Source organism: Francisella hispaniensis FSC454 (genome assembly GCF_001885235.1).
Classification (GTDB): domain Bacteria; phylum Pseudomonadota; class Gammaproteobacteria; order Francisellales; family Francisellaceae; genus Francisella; species Francisella hispaniensis.
Window position 1 is genome coordinate 758168 of the sequence record NZ_CP018093.1, and the last position, 16534, is coordinate 774701.

The window sequence follows — 16534 nt, forward strand, 5'->3', positions numbered from 1 at the left end:
TCATTCACAAACAAAAAAAGGATACACAGCAATTATTTGCTGATCTTTTAAAATTATTTTTGCTTTTAATCTTTCAGTGGCAGGAATTTGTAGTTCTTGAAAGAGTATTTTGAGTTTGTTAGGCTTATTTCTGCCATGATATTTGCATTTATCATCAGGCTTTCTATCACGGATTACTATTTTAGTTAGATCGATTTCTTGATTAAGGTTTTTATTAAGCCAACTTATGATATCTTCTTTGTTTATATTATTTGTAGTAGCTGTATGCTTTATCATAAGCTGATTATATTGTATATGAATTTTGCAATTATTGCTTATATCAATTTTCCAACCGGTTGTTGGATTATTGACAGCTAGGTATACATCTTTTATTTGCTTACTTTTAAGAGTTTGCTGCGTATTTTGTTTAAACCAAAGATGCAGAAGACTTTTTTGAATATCATCATCTAACTTTGTCAACTCGCTAATTATTAGCGTAGTACCTTGAGATATTGATTGTAATTTTTCTACAAGTAGCTTGTGTAAAACATTATTACTTTCTGCACAAATATTTGCACTACGAGAGAGAGTTTGACTGATATTTGGATTTACTTGTTGTAGTATCGGGATTATTTCATTACGAATTAAGTTTCTGCGGTATTTTGTATCTTCGTTACTATCGTCATATATATATGTGATATTATTTAGTTTGGCAAACTCTTCTATTTCAATCTTAGTATAGTTTAGTAATGGACGTAGTACTCCGCCATGATGTAATTTTTTATAATAAGGCATACCAGCTAAGCCAGCTAATCCTGAGCCACGTATTGCTTGAATTAGGAATGTCTCGGCCTGATCATCTTGATGGTGTCCTAATAGAAGTAATGGCTTAGGATATTGCTGCATTATTTTTTCAAAAAAATGCCATTCTTTGTTTACTTGCCCAAGCCTCAAAACTTTCTCCTTTAGGAGCTTTATCTAATGCGTGGCTAATAAATTCTAGATTATATCTTTGACAAGTTTGTTGGCAGTGGACTTGCCATTTTAATGAGTCACGATGAAGATTATGATTAATATAAATTGCAATCAGTGGAATATCTAATTCTTTGCTGATATTTAGTAAAACACTTGAGTCAACGCCACCACTATAACCAATAATAATATGAGATGGCGAGATTTTTTTTATTTCATTTAAAACAAGAGATTTACTTATAGACATTTATACTAAATAACGAGCCTTTATTGTGGCTTTAACTTTTTTTAAACTCATCAATAAGATCTTTGGCTTGGTCAGAGCTTGATTTAATATCCATAACAACATAACCAATATTTTCTAGTGTTCTTAGATATTGCCCCTCAACATTAATATTCTTAGACGCTAAAATTCTATTTAGTTCATTAATAATACCTGGGATATTTTGGTGAATATGTAAGATTCGGTGAGTTTCTCTATGACTAGGTAAAGATAATTCAGGAAAGTTTACTGCATTTAATGTTGAACCATTATCTGAATACTTAATTAATTTTGCACTTACTTCAGTAGCAATATTTTCTTGTGCCTCTATAGTGCTACCACCTATGTGTGGGGTTAGAAAGACATTATCAAGACCTCGCAAAGGACTTTCAAAAATTTCACCTTTTGATGATGGCTCTTTAGGGAAAACATCGATTGCTGCACCTTTAAGCTTGGAGCTTGTTAGTGCATCAACTAAAGCATCAATATCTATTACATTACCTCTTGAAGCATTGATAAGCACTGCATTTTGCTTCATAAGAGCGAATTCTTTGGTTGATATCATATTTGCAGTAGTTGGCAGTTGTGGCACATGTAAAGAAACGACATCAGATTGTTGTAATAGTGTTGCTAAACTGTCAACTTGAGAAGCATTACCTAAAGGCAGCTTCTCTTCAATATCATAAAATATAACATTTAAACCAATATTCTCTGCTAGAACTCCAAGCTGCATACCGATATGACCATAACCAACAATTCCTAAGGTTTTACCTCTTACTTCATTGGCATTATCAGCTGACTTAAGCCATTCTCCTCTATGGGCTTTAGCATTTTTGTCGATTACATTACGAATCAGCAAAATAGCTTCTGCTAAGACAAGCTCAGCAACACTACGAGTGTTTGAAAATGGTGCATTAAAAACTGGTATACCTAAGCTTTGTGCAGTTTTCAGATCTACTTGGTTAGTACCGATACAAAAGCAGCCAATAGCTATAAGATGCTCAGATTGCTCAAGGACTTCTTTTGTCAGTTGTGTACGAGAACGTAAGCCGACAATTTTAAAATCTTTAAGTTTATCTATTAATTCTTGTCCTTCAAGCGCAGTATTTAGTAATCCGATATTTTCGTATCCCGCAGCTTTGAATGATTCAACAGCATTTGAGTGTATACCTTCTAAGAGAAGAATTGGGATTTTCTTTTTATTAAGAGATAGCTGACTCATTTTGGCATCCTTATACAGATATTTTTGCTTTGATGGCAGGGTGATGGTTATAGTTCTCAAATTCAAAATCTTCGTATTTATAATCAAAGATGGAGTTTGGTTTTCTTAAAATCTTTAATTTTGGTAGATCCAAAGGCTCACGACTAAGTTGTTCATTTACTTGCTCAATATGATTATTGTAAATATGACAATCGCCACCTGACCAGATGAACTCACCAACATCAAGATCACATTGTTGTGCAACCATATGTGTCAGTAGTGAATAACTTGCAATGTTAAATGGCACTCCAAGAAAAGCATCGGCACTTCTTTGCGTAAGCATGCATGATAGTTTATTATTGGCTACATAAAACTGAAACATTGCATGGCATGGTGGTAAGGCTGAATTACCTTTTACAACATTTTCTTGTGGAGAGATTTTTTCTGATGGTACAACACATGGATTCCAAGCTGAAACTAGAATTCTACGTGAGTTTGGATTTGTTTTTAGCATTTGAATTACATCAGCAATTTGATCTATACCTTGACCATTAAAATCACGCCACTGCTTGCCATAAATAGGACCAAGTTCGCCATCTGAGGTTGCCCACTCATTCCAAATTCTAACATTATTATCATTAAGATATTTGATATTTGTACTACCACTTAAAAACCATAATAGCTCATGAACAACACTAGGAATATGAATTTTTTTTGTAGTTACTAGCGGGAAGCCTTTTTGAAGATCAAAACGCATTTGATAGCCAAAGATACTTCTTGTCCCAGTACCAGTTCTATCACCCTTTAAAACTCCATTTTCTTTAATATAATTAAGGAAATTTAGATATTCTCGCATTTATTTTTCCTTGTTTTAATAAATACTGCGATTAGGATTATCGCGCCTAGTAATATCATTGGGATTGATAATATTTGCCCCATAGTCATCCAGTTAAAGAATATATAACCATACTGTGGGTCTGGTTGCCTAAAAAATTCACAGATAAATCTAGCACAACCATATAAAAACATGAAAAGTCCGAGCACAAGATAACGAGGTCTTTGCTTGATGGTAACAAGCCATAGAACAGTAAATAAAATAACTCCCTCAAAGAAAAACTCAAATAGTTGTGATGGATATCTTGGTAAAGGACCACCAGTTGGGAAAATCATGCCTAATGGTGAATCTGTAACTTTACCCCAAAGTTCGCCATTGATAAAGTTGCCTATTCTACCAGCGCCCAAACCAATTGGTATAACTGGCGCAACAAACTCACCTAAGTCAAAGAAATTAGCACCGATTTTACGTGCAAATAAGGCAAATGCTATAAGCACGCCAATAAATCCACCATGGAATGACATTCCACCATCCCATAAGAAAAACATTTGTGATGGGTTATGGAAATAATAAGGAAGATTATAGAAGATAATATAGCCGATTCTACCACCAAGAATAACACCTAGTGCAACATAAAATGTTAAATCGCCAACTTGCTCTGGTTTGATAGGCGCCCATGGTTTAACTTTTGCTCTATATCTAGTTAAGTACCAGCCGGCAAAAATACCGAGTAGGTACATCAGACCATACCAATGAATCTTTATAGGGCCAAGTTGCAATGCAACTGGATCAATGTGAGGATATTGTAGCATTGTAAAACCTTATTCTATATTAGTGCTTGAGATTCAAAATCAATTGCTGGTGAATAGTTTATGTATTCAGGCTTAGCTTGATTTTGCTTAATTTCTTTTTCAGCTGGCTTTTCTTTCTTATTATTTCTTGTAGTAGTTTGTTTTTCTTTTTTAGGTTTAGCTTCACTAGTTTGATTAATTTCTTTAACCACTTTCGCTGGCTTTTCTTGCTCTACTACAGCCTCTGTTATTGTTATCTCATCAACTTTATCAACAACACTTAAAGATTCTTCTGCTACAGCTGATATTTGCTCAGCTTCACTAGATTGATTTGATTTAGCGACTTCATTAAGAAGAGCTATTTCAGTATCTACAGATACAGTATCAAACTTTAAGTATTTGTTAGTTTTAATTTTCTCTTGGGTAGCTATCTTTGTAGCGCCATCATCTTTTAGGCTATCATAATTTTCTAAGACATCTTTGACCATTACAGAGATAAACTCATCAGGATTCTTCGAAATCACCTTTTTAACATTATCTGTTTTGGCAACAGCTGTTTGATTTTGATACTTAAGTTGCGTAATATCAATAACTTCTTCAGCATTGTTTAGATTTAGGTTATTGCTTCTGTTGTTGCGGTTATTTGATTTTTTATCAAACTTATCACTGTTTGGTTTAGTTTTATTACGCTCGTTTTTATCATTATTATTGCTGCTAGCATTGATATCATTGCGCTGGTTATTATCTTTTTGTGGCTTATTTTCTTGAGCCACTTGTGGTTTTGCGCCTTTATTATTTCTATTTTTATTACGCTCATTTTTATTATTGTTGTTGCGTTCATTACGCTGGTTATTGTCTTTTTGTAGTTTATTTTGTTGCTGCTTTTGGAAGCTTTGTTCTTTGTTTTGTTGTTTTTGACCTGGATTATTAGCTTGTTGAGTAGTTTTTGAATCAGTTGCAAATATACTACTAAAAAGTTTAGCAAAGAAGCCTTTTTTATTAGTTTGTTGAGTCACAGCATCTTGTTTTTTATCATTTTGCATAGCTGTATTTATTTGAGTATCTGTTTGAGGATTTTGCTCTTGAATACTGCTAGTAGCTTGATTAGTAACTTGATTTTCTATAGCTTGATTTAAATCCACAGCTGCAACTTTTTTCTTACCAGCTTTAGGAATTTCAATGTTATAAACATCTTCTATTAATTCTGAGCTAGTACGATTTGATTTATAGCTAGTACCCCAAATTCTTTGCATTTGGAATTTTGGTGATTCCATATTAAAGTTAGGGATAATCATAACTTTAACTTGAGAAATTCTCTCAATCTCAATAATACTATCTCTTTTTTCATTTAGTATATACGCTGCGATATCTACAGGAACTTGGACACGAATTTCGTTGGTATCTTCTTTGATAGCCTCTGCTCTGATTTTACGTAGGATAGTAAGTGCTGTAGCTTGAGTAGTTTTGATAAAACCATGACCATCGCAACGTGGACATTTTTGCATTACACTTTCGTTAATTGAAGAGCTTAAGCGTTGTCTTGATATTTCAACTAGTCCAAGTTTGGAAATACGTGACATTTGGATGCGTGCTCTATCTTGCTGTAGCGCTTCCATTAATTTCTCTTCGACTTGTTTTCTATTTGGGTAGAATGACATATCAATAAAGTCAACTATAACAAGACCACCTAAATCTCTAATTCTAAGTTGACGAGCGACTTCTTCTGTAGCCTCTAGGTTAGTTTTAAATGCTGTAGTTTCTACATCTTCAGCTTTGTTAGCGCGAGATGAGTTTACATCTATTGCTACAAGTGCTTCTGTAGTATCTATTACGATAGAGCCACCAGATGGTAGGCGAATTTCTCTTTTATAAGCATTTTCTATTTGTTGATCAATGCCAAACTGAGCAAATAAAGGTAATTCTTCGTTGTATAGTTTTACTTTATTTATATCAAAGCTTTGTCTTAGTAGGCTAAGCTGTCTTTTGACATCTTCAAAACATTCTTTAGAATCAACGATAATTTCTTTAACATCTTCTTTTAAGTGATCTCTCACTGTTCTAACAATAATATCACTCTCTTTATGTAATAGTGCTGGTTTTTTGATTCTATGATAAGCTTTAGAAATAGATTCCCACAATTCAACTAGAGTATCAAAATCATGTTTTAATTCTTCAAAAGAGCATTCAACACAAGCAGTTCTTGCTATTACGCTCATATTTTTTGGGATATTTAATTCTTTAAGGTATTTTTTTAATCTTTCTCTATCTTCACCTTCGACACGACGAGAGATACCGCCACCCTCAGGGTTATTTGGCAGTAACACCATGTATGAACCAGCCAAGGTAATAAATGTAGTTAATGCCGCGCCTTTATCGCCTCGTTCTTCTTTATCTATTTGAACAATTAATTCTTGTCCTTCTGAAAGCAAAGGTGCGATATTTTCACCATTTGGAACATCTTTTAGGTAATACTCTGATACTTCTTTAAATGGTAAAAAACCATTTTTTTCTTCGCCATAATTAACAAATATAGCATTTAAACTTGGCTCAATTCTTGAAATATAACCTTTGTAAATATTTGCTTTTTTTTGTTCTCTATCAACACTCTCAATATCTAAATCTATTAGTTTGCCATTATCTAAGGTGGCAATTCTTGTTTCTTCACCACTTTTGCTGTTTATTAGTATTCTTTTCATTTGTTATTAATTCCTTCAATAAATATAACTCATAGCTGACTGTTTAACGAGCCAGCTCGCTTTGTGACCGATTTTGGCCTTTCTTATAAATCGCGAGATTTTTAAGCTAATTTCTCTACGAAATTGACTAGATTTACCATCTCTAATCAGTTGCTTAATCTAGATGCGATTTTGTTAAAGTACTATGTACACAATTATTTGATATAATAGCAATATTAGCTATTAAATAAAAGAATTATTAATTTGTAATGAGTCTTATTTATTTAGATTATGCTGCGACAACTCCACTTAGCCAAAGTGTCAAAAACTCTATGCTAAATTCGATAACTAGTGATGATGATTTTTTTAATTCTGGATCATTGACATATCAGCAAGCAGAAATTGTTAGTAACAAAATTGAGCAGGCCAGAGCTGTAATTGCAGAAACTTTAGCAGTACTACCAAGAGAGATTATCTTTACTTCAGGGGCGACAGAGTCAAATAACCTTGCGATAAAAGGAGTAGCATATGCTTATAAACATAAAGGTAGACATATAATAACATCAAAAGCTGAGCATAAGGCAGTATTGGATGTTTGTAAGTTTTTAGAGACACAAGACTTTGATGTTACATACCTTGATGTTAACCAGTTTGGTGAGGTTGATTTGGAGCAGCTTAAAAAAGCTATTACACCACAAACCATACTTGTAAGTTTAATGGCTGTAAACAATGAGCTTGGGACAAAAAATAATCTTATAGAAATTGGTAAGATAACCAAACAAAAAGGAGTGTTATTACATGTTGATGCTGCCCAAGGTTATGGTAAAGTTGATATAGATATCAAAGCGATGAATATTGATCTATTATCAGTTTCTGGGCATAAGCTGTATGCACCAAAGGGTATTGGTTTTTTATATATAAGATCTAAACGACCAAAAGTTAGGCTTGTAAAGCAAATACATGGTGGGGCTCAAGAGTTTGATTTGCGTGCTGGGACATTAGCAACCTATCAAATATTTGCATTAGCTACAGCCGCTAGAGAGATGTTTGCTAAAAAACAACAAAACTTTGAATATGTGTTAGCAATGCGAGAAGTGTTTTTAGATATTATTCAAGAGTTAGCTAATATAAAGATTAATACAGATCTTGAAAATAGTTACCCTGGGATTTTAAGTGTGACATTTTTAGGAGTAAAAGTTGAAACATTATTAGCATTAGTTGATGGGGTTTGTATGTCAATGGGCTCGGCGTGCAATTCTCAGGCAGTTGAGCCTTCACATGTCTTAAGTGCCATAGGTTTGACAGCAATTCAAGCAGAATCAACGCTTAGAATATCTTTTGGGCTACAAACAACCCTAGTACAAGTTACCCAAGCAGCTAATTTGCTAAAAGAAAAAGTACAGCTTTTGCGAGCTTTATCTCCACAAGGAGAAATAAATGTATAATGATTTGACTCGACAACTTTTAAAACAAGTTAAGTTTGAAGATGGAATTATCTTAGCAGAACAGGCTAAATATAGCGTTAGTGATAGTTTTTCAACAGTTGAGATTTATATTTGTGATGAAAGAGTATCATATAGAGTTTATGGCGATGCTTATAGCTTAGCTATGCTTAAGTGGCTTCAGCTTAGCTTGCTAAACAAACAAAATCTAAGTCAAATTTCTTTAGAAAATCTAATATTGGATTTTGATTTACCACAAGCTAGATATAGAAACGCTTTACAAATAGTACAGCTTATTGAGAAAATAAATGCAGCAGCTATATGACTTTTATATACTACATCAACGCAAGTATAGAGAAAATTCATTACTTGTGTTCATATTTACGCGTGAGTTTGGTAAGGTCTCAGCACTAATAACAGTTAATAAAAAAACCGCAAATCTATATCAACCATTAGTTAAACTAAAAGGACAAATTAAACTTGCTAAAAAAGCTGATGGGCTAGCTAAAATTTATAATATTGAGTTTGTAGAGTCATTTTACCAAAAATCATATATAAACCTATTGTCACTACAGTATATTAATGAGCTTATATATTTACTTTTAAATTACTCTCATGAAGAAGATATTCTTTTTGATAAATATGATTTTATCTTAAGAAATATCGATGAAGCTAACTATAGATACTTACTGAGAATGTTTGAGCTTGAGTTATTAAATAGTCTTGGTCAAGGTATCTATGCTGATAGTGATATTGATGGAATCTCAATACAAAATGACTCTAGTTATACTATACTTCCTAATGGTTTTAGAAAAGATCTCGATTTAGCTACAAATTGTATTTCAGGTAGTAGTCTTAAGAAAATAAATCAACCGCTAAGCTCATGGTCAAATGATGATTTAAAAGCAATTTCTAGAGTTACTCGAGTGTGTATTGATTATGCTTTAGCGGGTAAGCAGTTAAAAAGTAGGAAACTTCTAATCGACTATTTAAACCTTAAAAAATAGATTCTAAACATGAGAATTGTTTTAAAAGCGATAATCAAATTATTAAATTAATAGATTTGCTGAATTGTATTAACGATCAAATAATTTGTTTTTGAAAGCTTTGATAAAAGATATTGTCGGTGGTATCAAAGAGACAACAACAATTAAAATGATAAATAAGCCAAAATATTTTTTAACAAAAGCATTATTACTAAAGAAAAACGCTAAATAAACAATAGAATAAACCCAGATAAAAGCACCAATAATACCCATTGCAACAAATTTAGTATATCGCATCCGTGCCATACCAGCTGTAAAAGGCATAAATGTACGCACAAGTGGTGTAAATCTAGCAAGTATAATAGCTGCAGGGCCGTACTTATTAAAGAATTCTTGAGCTTTTAAGAGATGTGCAGTCTTGAGAATTTTTGCATCATCTTTGAATATTCTTTTACCAATCATACGACCTAAGAAATAGTTACAAGAATCTCCACAAACAGCAGCTGCTACTAATATTGGGGCTACTAAGTGAACATTAAGGGTTGTTGCAGCTCCGGTAAGACCTATAGCGAAAAGTAACGAATCACCCGGCAAAAAAGGAGTTATGACAAGTCCAGTTTCACAAAAAATCACTAAAAAAAGCAATAAGTAAGTCCAGTCGCCTAGTATATTTATATAAGTACTAATAAATTGATCTAGATGCAAGACAATATTTAATAACGCCGCGATTGTATCCATGAGTTGTGCTTTTTAATGTTTTGTCGTTAGATTATAAAAAAATAATTTCTAAAGGTTAAGTTCTTTTTAGTTTTATTTTATTTATAATACTCTTAATAAGTATTTGGATAATTACAGCAATAACTACTATGGCAATTAAAAGACTTAAATTTTGTTTAACAAATTGGTTATCACTAAAGAAGTAAACTGTGTATGTTATTGAAAAAGACCATATGATTGCTGATATTGTTCCCAATGTGACAAATTTCAGATAATTCATTCTGCTTACACCTGCGACAAAAGGTGTGATCGTTCTAACAAATGCAATAAATCGTGAGAAAATTATTGCTTTTGTACCATATTTTTCCAAGAATTCTTTAGTTTTTATCAGATAAGCTTTTTTGAGAATCCGTGCGTGTGTACTGAAGAGTTTTTCTCCAATAAATTTGCCAGTAATATAGTTACATGAGTCACCGATTATAGCACCTAAGCATATCGCTAATACCGCTAGATGAATGTTAATACTTGTAGCAGCTGCTGTAATGCCAATCGTAAAAAGTAAAGAATCACCTGGAAAAAATATACCTAAAACAATTCCAGTTTCGCAAAAAATAATAAAGAATAATAATATGTAGAACCATACTCCTAAAAGATCAATAAAATAGTTTATATACTCATTAAAATGTATAATAAAATCAAACATTACATTCTTACTCCGGTTTGATCTTTATTGATAAAGCATGAATATATGGCATTAAATCTTCAACAGCTTTGAATATTTGTTTGTGTGCCTGAATTTTTGTTATGGTACTAAGTTTTTGTGAAGTTATATTCAGTATAAAATGATACTTGCCTTGAGTATAACCTCTATGTTTTACATGCTTATGTGTTTCGTCAATTATTTTGATTATAGCTTTAGGTTCAACTTTGGATAATATTTGAATTTTGATTTGTTGTGCTACAGTAGTACTATCCATAGTTATAATATCCTCGTAGGTGTGATAATTAAATCAAGCTTAATATCGTGTGTATCTATGATAATAGCATTATTTTGCTGCTCATCAAAGGCTATACCTATAGTTAATGGCCATTTATGTATTTTTTTAAAGCTTAGGTTATAGTCATAGAAGCCTCCACCCATGCCCATTCTAAATTTATCGCTAGTAAAACCAACAATCGGTACGATAATAATATCTAGCTCCCAAGCTGTAACTACATCTTTAATGGAATAAACCGGTTCTTTGATTTTATATTTATTTAGATAATATTTCTTAGAATCTCTAGCAAACCAAAGTCCATGTTTTACAAATGGATGAACTATAGGTAAATATATATTTTCAAAGTGATTATTAATAGTTTGGGTATCTATTTCATTTTTTAGTGACGCAAAACTAGCAATTTTAGGATTAGTGAAATTTGCTTGTATGTAATTTATTAATTTAGTGCTAATTTTTTCACTAAGATATTTTTTACTTATAAGAGAATTCCTAATATTTAAAAGCTCTCTACGTATTTGATTTTTATCCATAGCTGCAAATATAAATATAAAAATTAGTTATCCAGATTACCGTTTTAGCTCAATATTCTTGATCCCTATGGTATCAAGGTGGGTGCCATAGTTTCAACGTTGGGCTTCTTTGTCAATGCTAGAGCATCAAAGCTTGCTCTCTAGTCAAAACACCAAGGCTCCCCTTTCTAAGTAGTATCGGTACAAGATTGTAACTAAATCACCAATAACCCAGACAACTAAACTCTTGATTACATAGCCATTATAAATCACTATATATATTCTTTGAATAATTTACACTAAAAAGTTTATAGATATATTTCTTGACTTTTACCAATTTAGATTATTGATTTGGGCAATATATATTTCTTTTATTAAGTAAATCTTTTTTAACAAATACCTATAACTAATTATCTATATACAGTAAAATGTTTAACAATAATATATAAAATAAAACTAATTTCTATGAAAAATGAAAAACCTAATTTTGAAGATGTTGCTCAAGCATTAAAAGTAATGCAGGCTTTAAGCTCAGCTTCTGAAGCCCATGGATTACTTTGTGCTTTGTTTAGTTTTGGTGCTGAAGTTAAATTTACAGCTTGGTCAGATTCTCTAATGACTAAGCCGATTGAGGAAGGTGATTTAGTTGCTGGTTCAGCTTTAAAAACTATGAAAAAACTTTATGATTATACTAAATCTCAATTCGATGAAAAAAGTCTAAATTTTGATTTATTTATCCCAGCTGATGATGAGCCTTTGAGTTATCGAGCTGAGGCTCTTACATATTGGATAAAAGGATTTTTATCAGGCGTGGGTTTATTTGGTTTAGATTTTGAGAACTCAAAAGATAAGGAAATCAAGGAAGCAATTAGTGATTTGATGAAAATCTCATATATGGACTATGAGGCCTTGGGTGAAGATGATGCTTGCGAAGAAGACTTTATCGAGTTGTTTGAGTATACAAAAGTAGCAGTTTTACTTATTGATAGTGAAAAAATTTAGGTATCAGCATGAATACTAAATATGATGTGGCAATTGTTGGTGGAGGGATAGTCGGTTTATTTACTTCTTTAGCTCTAGCCAGGACTGGATGTAAAATTATCCATATTGAGAAAGATCAGCTGCAAGTAAAAAATGATAATAGAAGTATTGCAGTGTCTTATTCATCAATAGCTTTTTTAAATACACTTGGTTTGTGGGATAAGGTTGCAAGTAAAACTCAAGCTATTAAAAAAGTTCATGTTTCAGATAAGGGCAGATATGGACGAGCTGAGATTTTTGCTAAAGATGAAGATTTGCCATTTTTAGGAGCTATTGCGCCGATGCAAGAGCTTCTGACTGTTGCTTTGCAAAGTGTTGCTGCTAATCCAAATATTATCAAATTTTTTGAAACAAATGTTGTTGATTTAGATAAGCATAATGATAAGTATTCTCTAGTAGTCAAGCAACAAGGAGAGACTAAAACTATACAAGCACAGTTGATAATAGCTTGTGATGGTGCTAACTCAAGCTTAAGAAAAATGCTAAATGTCTCAGCTAAGACAACTGATTATCATCAAGATGCGCTTGTTTTTGATATTCAAACAGAGCTTGATAATGATAATACAGCTTTTGAAAGGTTTATGACCGATGGGGTACTAGCAATGTTACCTAAAGCAAAAACAACTATGGGCTGTGTTTGGACTATTGATAGAAATAATTCAAAAGCAAAATTGACCTTGGATAATAAAGAGTTTGAACAGTTGCTTCAAGATCGCTTTGGTTATAGATTGGGGCAGATTAGGCTTACTTCGAAACCAGCGGTTTTTCCTTTATATCTTGTCCAAGCTGAGCAAGTCTATAAAAATAATGTACTTTTTTTTGGTAATGCATTACATTTTTTGCATCCTGTATCTGGTCAGGGGATGAATCTAAGTATTCGTGATATTGGTTTTTTGTATGATTTGCTTGTAGAGAGTGATTTTTCTCAGAACTCAATTACAGCTGTTTTAGCAGAGTTTGCTAAACTCAGAAAACCAGATCATGATAGAACAATTTTTGTCACACATGGATTTGTAAAATGGTTTGTATCTAATGATACTAAGTTGGTTATAAGTAGAAATGCTGGTTTACACCTGTTACAAAGAAGTAAGTTGGCTAAAAAAGTTTTATCAAGAGTGATGATGGGTAAGCTTAGCAAAGGTTCAACTTTGATGAGAAAGGTGATTGAGGATGAGCGTTAGAAATATTCAAAAAGATGCTGTGATTGTCGGTGGTGGCATGGTAGGCTTAAGCCTTGCTTTGGCATTGCACCAGAATGGTTTTCAGGTTGCTGTTGTTGAAGCAAAAAAGATTAATCATAAGCCTTTGAGTGCTGATAGAGTTGAAACTAGAGTTAGTGCTATAAACCATACTTCAAAAAGTTTTTTGCAACAATTAGGTGTCTGGCATAATATAAAAAATAAGCGTATATCACCATATTATCAAATGCGTGTATGGGATGATATTCCTAGTGAGAGTATAAATATTACAGCTGAAGAAATAGCCGAGCATAGTTTAGGCTGCATTGTTGAAAATGACGTAATAGTTGAAGCGCTACTAGAGAAGATCAGAGATACAGGTATCGAGATCTTTGCTAATCAAAAAATACATAAAATCCAAAGAAATGGTAATACTGAAAAGCTCTTCCTAAAGACAGCCATGCCAGACTCTCACTTCGATAGTTCTAGTCAGAATAGTGGCGAGATCATGAATCAAGTTCAGGATGACAAGGATTTGTCAATCGAAACTAGTCTAATAATTGGTGCAGATGGCGCTAACTCTTTTATTCGTGATTATTTTAATTTTGAAACTAAAGTTAAATCATATGAACATGCTGCAGTAGTTGCAACAATTAAGCTTGAAAAAGACCATCAACAAACAGCATATCAACGTTTTTATGATAAAGGGGTATTGGCATTTTTACCTTTAGCAGATGCAAATAAAGTATCAATAGTTTGGTCTGTAAAGACTGATTATGCTAGTTTTCTGATGAGTTTGGCAGATAAGGAGTTTGAGATAGAGCTTACTAAAGCTATCAATAATAGTTTTGGTAGTCTTAGTCTGTTATCAAAAAGATTTAGTTTTGAGCTAATAGAGCGCCATGCTAAAAGTTATATACAAAACAATGTGGTATTGATAGGTGACGCAGCACATACGATTCATCCATTAGCAGGGCAAGGTGTAAATATAGGCTTTAAAGATGTTATCACGCTAGCTAAAGTTTTGAGTGAAGCCTTTATAAAAGGTCGTTTGATTGGTCATATTTCAACACTGGATAAATATCAGCGTGAACGTAAGCTTGATAATACTAAGATGTTAGCTTTGATGAAAACATTTAAAGAAGTCTTTGCAAGCGATAATCAATATCTTAAAAAAGCGCGTAGAGCAGGGTTTGAGTTTGTTGATAAGAATAATATTGTTAAAAGTATAGTTGTGAAGCAAGCTTTGTAAGCTCAAGAAAAAGGGAAGAAATATGGAAAACGAAATATTAGACATAAAAAAGCTATTCTTAGAATTTGATAAGCACGATGGTTTGGAAGAGATTGTTAAAAATATCAATATACTAGTAACAAAGTTTAATAGAGAGAAGAAAGTTACTATGTTTGATTTACTCAAGATGAATATTCTCACAAGTAAACTGCTTGCAGATCAAATTATTCAAATGAATACGATGATAGATGAAAATTTTGATCCTGAAAATGATGAAAGTGAATTACTTAGTAAATGTTTTGAATATGCTAGTTTTTGTCTAAGTTTGAAAAATAGAAGTTCGCTTATTTATGGTAAAGGGCTAAATGATTTATCAGATAAAGATTTATTGAAAAAGATGTTTGATATTGATGATGAGCAATTTCTTAACGAAGTTCTCAATGATTATGAATCAAAACAGATTCTAAAAGAAATAAAAGCAAATTTTAAAAGCACTAAAAAATAGTAATTTTTACAGTATAAGGTTATTTATGAAAACAGATGATTTTGATTATAAATTACCAGAAGGGTTGATCGCTAGCTATCCATTAGAAAATCGTGATGCTAGTAGGTTACTAAAGTTAAATAAGAAAACAGGTGAAATAGCTGATCATAAGTTTACTGATCTTATTGATTTTATAACACCAAAAGATTTACTTGTTTTTAACAATAGTAAAGTAATGTTAGCGCGTTTGTATGGCAGTAAAACTACCGGAGCAAAACTTGAATACCTTATAGAAAGGATCAAAACACCAAAACTATTTGAAACACATATCAAAGCTAACCGTTCACCAGCTATTGGTAGTGAAATATATGTTGAGGATACTCTAGCAAAAGTTTTAGACAAAGATGGCGGTATGTATCTGCTTGAGATACAAGGCGACAAAGATATTTATCATCTGATGGAAGAATTTGGACATATTCCATTACCACCATATATGAAACGCGAAGATGAAGAGTTTGATGCTGAGAGATACCAAACTGTATATGCTAAAGACCTTGGTTCAGTTGCAGCTCCTACTGCAGGATTACATTTTTCACAACAGCTAATGCAACAGATAAAAGATAAAGGTATCGATATTGCTTATATAACTTTGCATGTCGGCTCTGGAACTTTTAAACCAGTACAAGTTGATAATGTTGAGAGTCATAAAATGCACGCTGAGGTAATATCTGTACCAGCGGATGTTTGTGAGAAAATTAGGCAAACAAAAGCAAATGGTGGGAGAGTCATAGCTATAGGTACAACTTCTGTGCGTTCACTTGAAACAGCGGGACAAAATGGTCAGATTGAACCTTATCAAGGTGAGACAGATATTTTCTTATATCCCGGCAAGAAATTTAATGTTGTAGATGCGATGATTACAAACTTTCATTTACCAAAATCTACTTTGATTATGCTTGTAAGTGCTTTTGCTGATAAACACAAAATTATGCAAGCATATCATCATGCTATAGCTCAAAAATATAGATTTTTTAGTTATGGTGATGCGATGTTTATCTATTAATCAATTACTAAAAGAAGCTTTTATGGCAGTAGTAGTTTTATATCGAGTACTTTGATGAATATCCTGCCATTTGTCTTTATTGTTGATGTTGTTAAACATAAGAAATATTCTTGGCTGGTGCTAATATTATACTTATCATTAATATCCACAGTAATTAACCAAAGTTTAGA

The 16534-nt window shown here is 32.4% G+C and carries 15 protein-coding genes, 1 other RNA gene and 2 pseudogenes; 8 read left to right on the forward strand and 10 right to left on the reverse strand.

Features of this window, described 5'->3' with window-relative positions; translation table 11 throughout:
* The 5 genes and pseudogenes from tilS to FSC454_RS03730 all read right to left on the reverse strand — a co-directional run bounded on the left by tilS (position 1) and on the right by FSC454_RS03730 (position 6736).
* Positions 1 to 1198: pseudogene (gene tilS, locus FSC454_RS03710) on the reverse strand (tRNA lysidine(34) synthetase TilS).
* Positions 1199 to 2435: pseudogene (serA, locus tag FSC454_RS03715) on the reverse strand (phosphoglycerate dehydrogenase).
* Between the two features lie 10 nt (positions 2436 to 2445).
* On the reverse strand, positions 2446 to 3270 hold the full coding sequence (locus tag FSC454_RS03720; protein ID WP_066044642.1) for a thymidylate synthase: 825 nt from the start codon (positions 3268 to 3270) through the stop codon (positions 2446 to 2448).
* Positions 3255 to 4061 (reverse strand): prolipoprotein diacylglyceryl transferase, encoded by an 807-nt coding sequence (gene lgt, locus FSC454_RS03725; RefSeq protein ID WP_014548607.1) that lies wholly within the window; start codon positions 4059 to 4061, stop codon positions 3255 to 3257. The genes FSC454_RS03720 and lgt overlap by 16 nt, the downstream gene beginning before the upstream one ends.
* A gap of 14 nt (positions 4062 to 4075) precedes the next feature.
* Positions 4076 to 6736, reverse strand: a complete 2661-nt coding sequence (locus FSC454_RS03730; protein ID WP_066044644.1) for an Rne/Rng family ribonuclease — start codon at positions 6734 to 6736, stop codon at positions 4076 to 4078.
* A 248-nt stretch (positions 6737 to 6984) separates the two neighbouring features.
* Between FSC454_RS03730 and FSC454_RS03740 the strand changes: the two genes are divergently transcribed.
* From FSC454_RS03740 to recO, 3 genes are read left to right on the forward strand one after another with little or no spacing between them, the layout of a single operon-like run.
* Positions 6985 to 8160 carry a cysteine desulfurase family protein gene (locus FSC454_RS03740; RefSeq protein WP_066044646.1) on the forward strand — a complete coding sequence of 392 codons (1176 nt, stop codon included), beginning with the start codon at positions 6985 to 6987 and terminating at the stop codon, positions 8158 to 8160.
* A complete protein-coding gene (locus FSC454_RS03745) occupies positions 8153 to 8482 on the forward strand; it encodes a hypothetical protein (RefSeq protein WP_066044648.1) in 330 nt (109 codons plus the stop codon). The genes FSC454_RS03740 and FSC454_RS03745 overlap by 8 nt, the downstream gene beginning before the upstream one ends.
* Entirely contained in the window at positions 8466 to 9164 is a 699-nt protein-coding gene (gene recO / locus FSC454_RS03750; RefSeq protein ID WP_066044650.1) for a DNA repair protein RecO, read from the forward strand. The genes FSC454_RS03745 and recO overlap by 17 nt, the downstream gene beginning before the upstream one ends.
* Before the next feature lie 69 nt (positions 9165 to 9233).
* Here recO and FSC454_RS03755 read toward each other — a convergent pair whose 3' ends face one another.
* The 5 genes from FSC454_RS03755 to ssrS all read right to left on the reverse strand — a co-directional run bounded on the left by FSC454_RS03755 (position 9234) and on the right by ssrS (position 11608).
* A complete protein-coding gene (locus FSC454_RS03755; protein ID WP_066044652.1) occupies positions 9234 to 9881 on the reverse strand; it encodes a VTT domain-containing protein in 648 nt (215 codons plus the stop codon).
* 55 nt (positions 9882 to 9936) lie between these two features.
* Positions 9937 to 10563 carry a VTT domain-containing protein gene (locus FSC454_RS03760; RefSeq protein WP_066044653.1) on the reverse strand — a complete coding sequence of 209 codons (627 nt, stop codon included), beginning with the start codon at positions 10561 to 10563 and terminating at the stop codon, positions 9937 to 9939.
* Positions 10564 to 10570: 7 nt separating this feature from the next.
* A complete protein-coding gene (locus FSC454_RS03765; RefSeq protein WP_066044655.1) occupies positions 10571 to 10837 on the reverse strand; it encodes a BolA family protein in 267 nt (88 codons plus the stop codon).
* 2 nt (positions 10838 to 10839) lie between these two features.
* Positions 10840 to 11388 (reverse strand): 5-formyltetrahydrofolate cyclo-ligase, encoded by a 549-nt coding sequence (locus FSC454_RS03770; RefSeq protein WP_066044657.1) that lies wholly within the window; start codon positions 11386 to 11388, stop codon positions 10840 to 10842.
* 24 nt (positions 11389 to 11412) lie between these two features.
* Positions 11413 to 11608: non-coding RNA, 6S RNA (ssrS, locus tag FSC454_RS03775), on the reverse strand.
* Positions 11609 to 11832: 224 nt separating this feature from the next.
* Between ssrS and FSC454_RS03780 the strand changes: the two genes are divergently transcribed.
* Genes FSC454_RS03780 through queA form a run of 5 tightly spaced genes read left to right on the forward strand, consistent with a single transcriptional unit; the run spans position 11833 to position 16364 of the window.
* A complete protein-coding gene (locus FSC454_RS03780) occupies positions 11833 to 12369 on the forward strand; it encodes a UPF0149 family protein (RefSeq protein ID WP_066044659.1) in 537 nt (178 codons plus the stop codon).
* 8 nt (positions 12370 to 12377) lie between these two features.
* Positions 12378 to 13589, forward strand: coding sequence for an FAD-dependent monooxygenase (locus FSC454_RS03785; protein WP_066044661.1), 1212 nt, complete (start codon positions 12378 to 12380; stop codon positions 13587 to 13589).
* On the forward strand, positions 13579 to 14838 hold the full coding sequence (locus tag FSC454_RS03790) for a UbiH/UbiF/VisC/COQ6 family ubiquinone biosynthesis hydroxylase (protein WP_066044663.1): 1260 nt from the start codon (positions 13579 to 13581) through the stop codon (positions 14836 to 14838). The genes FSC454_RS03785 and FSC454_RS03790 overlap by 11 nt, the downstream gene beginning before the upstream one ends.
* A gap of 22 nt (positions 14839 to 14860) precedes the next feature.
* A complete protein-coding gene (locus FSC454_RS03795; RefSeq protein WP_066044665.1) occupies positions 14861 to 15322 on the forward strand; it encodes a hypothetical protein in 462 nt (153 codons plus the stop codon).
* Between the two features lie 25 nt (positions 15323 to 15347).
* A complete protein-coding gene (queA, locus tag FSC454_RS03800; protein WP_066044667.1) occupies positions 15348 to 16364 on the forward strand; it encodes a tRNA preQ1(34) S-adenosylmethionine ribosyltransferase-isomerase QueA in 1017 nt (338 codons plus the stop codon).
* Positions 16365 to 16534 lie beyond the last annotated feature (170 nt).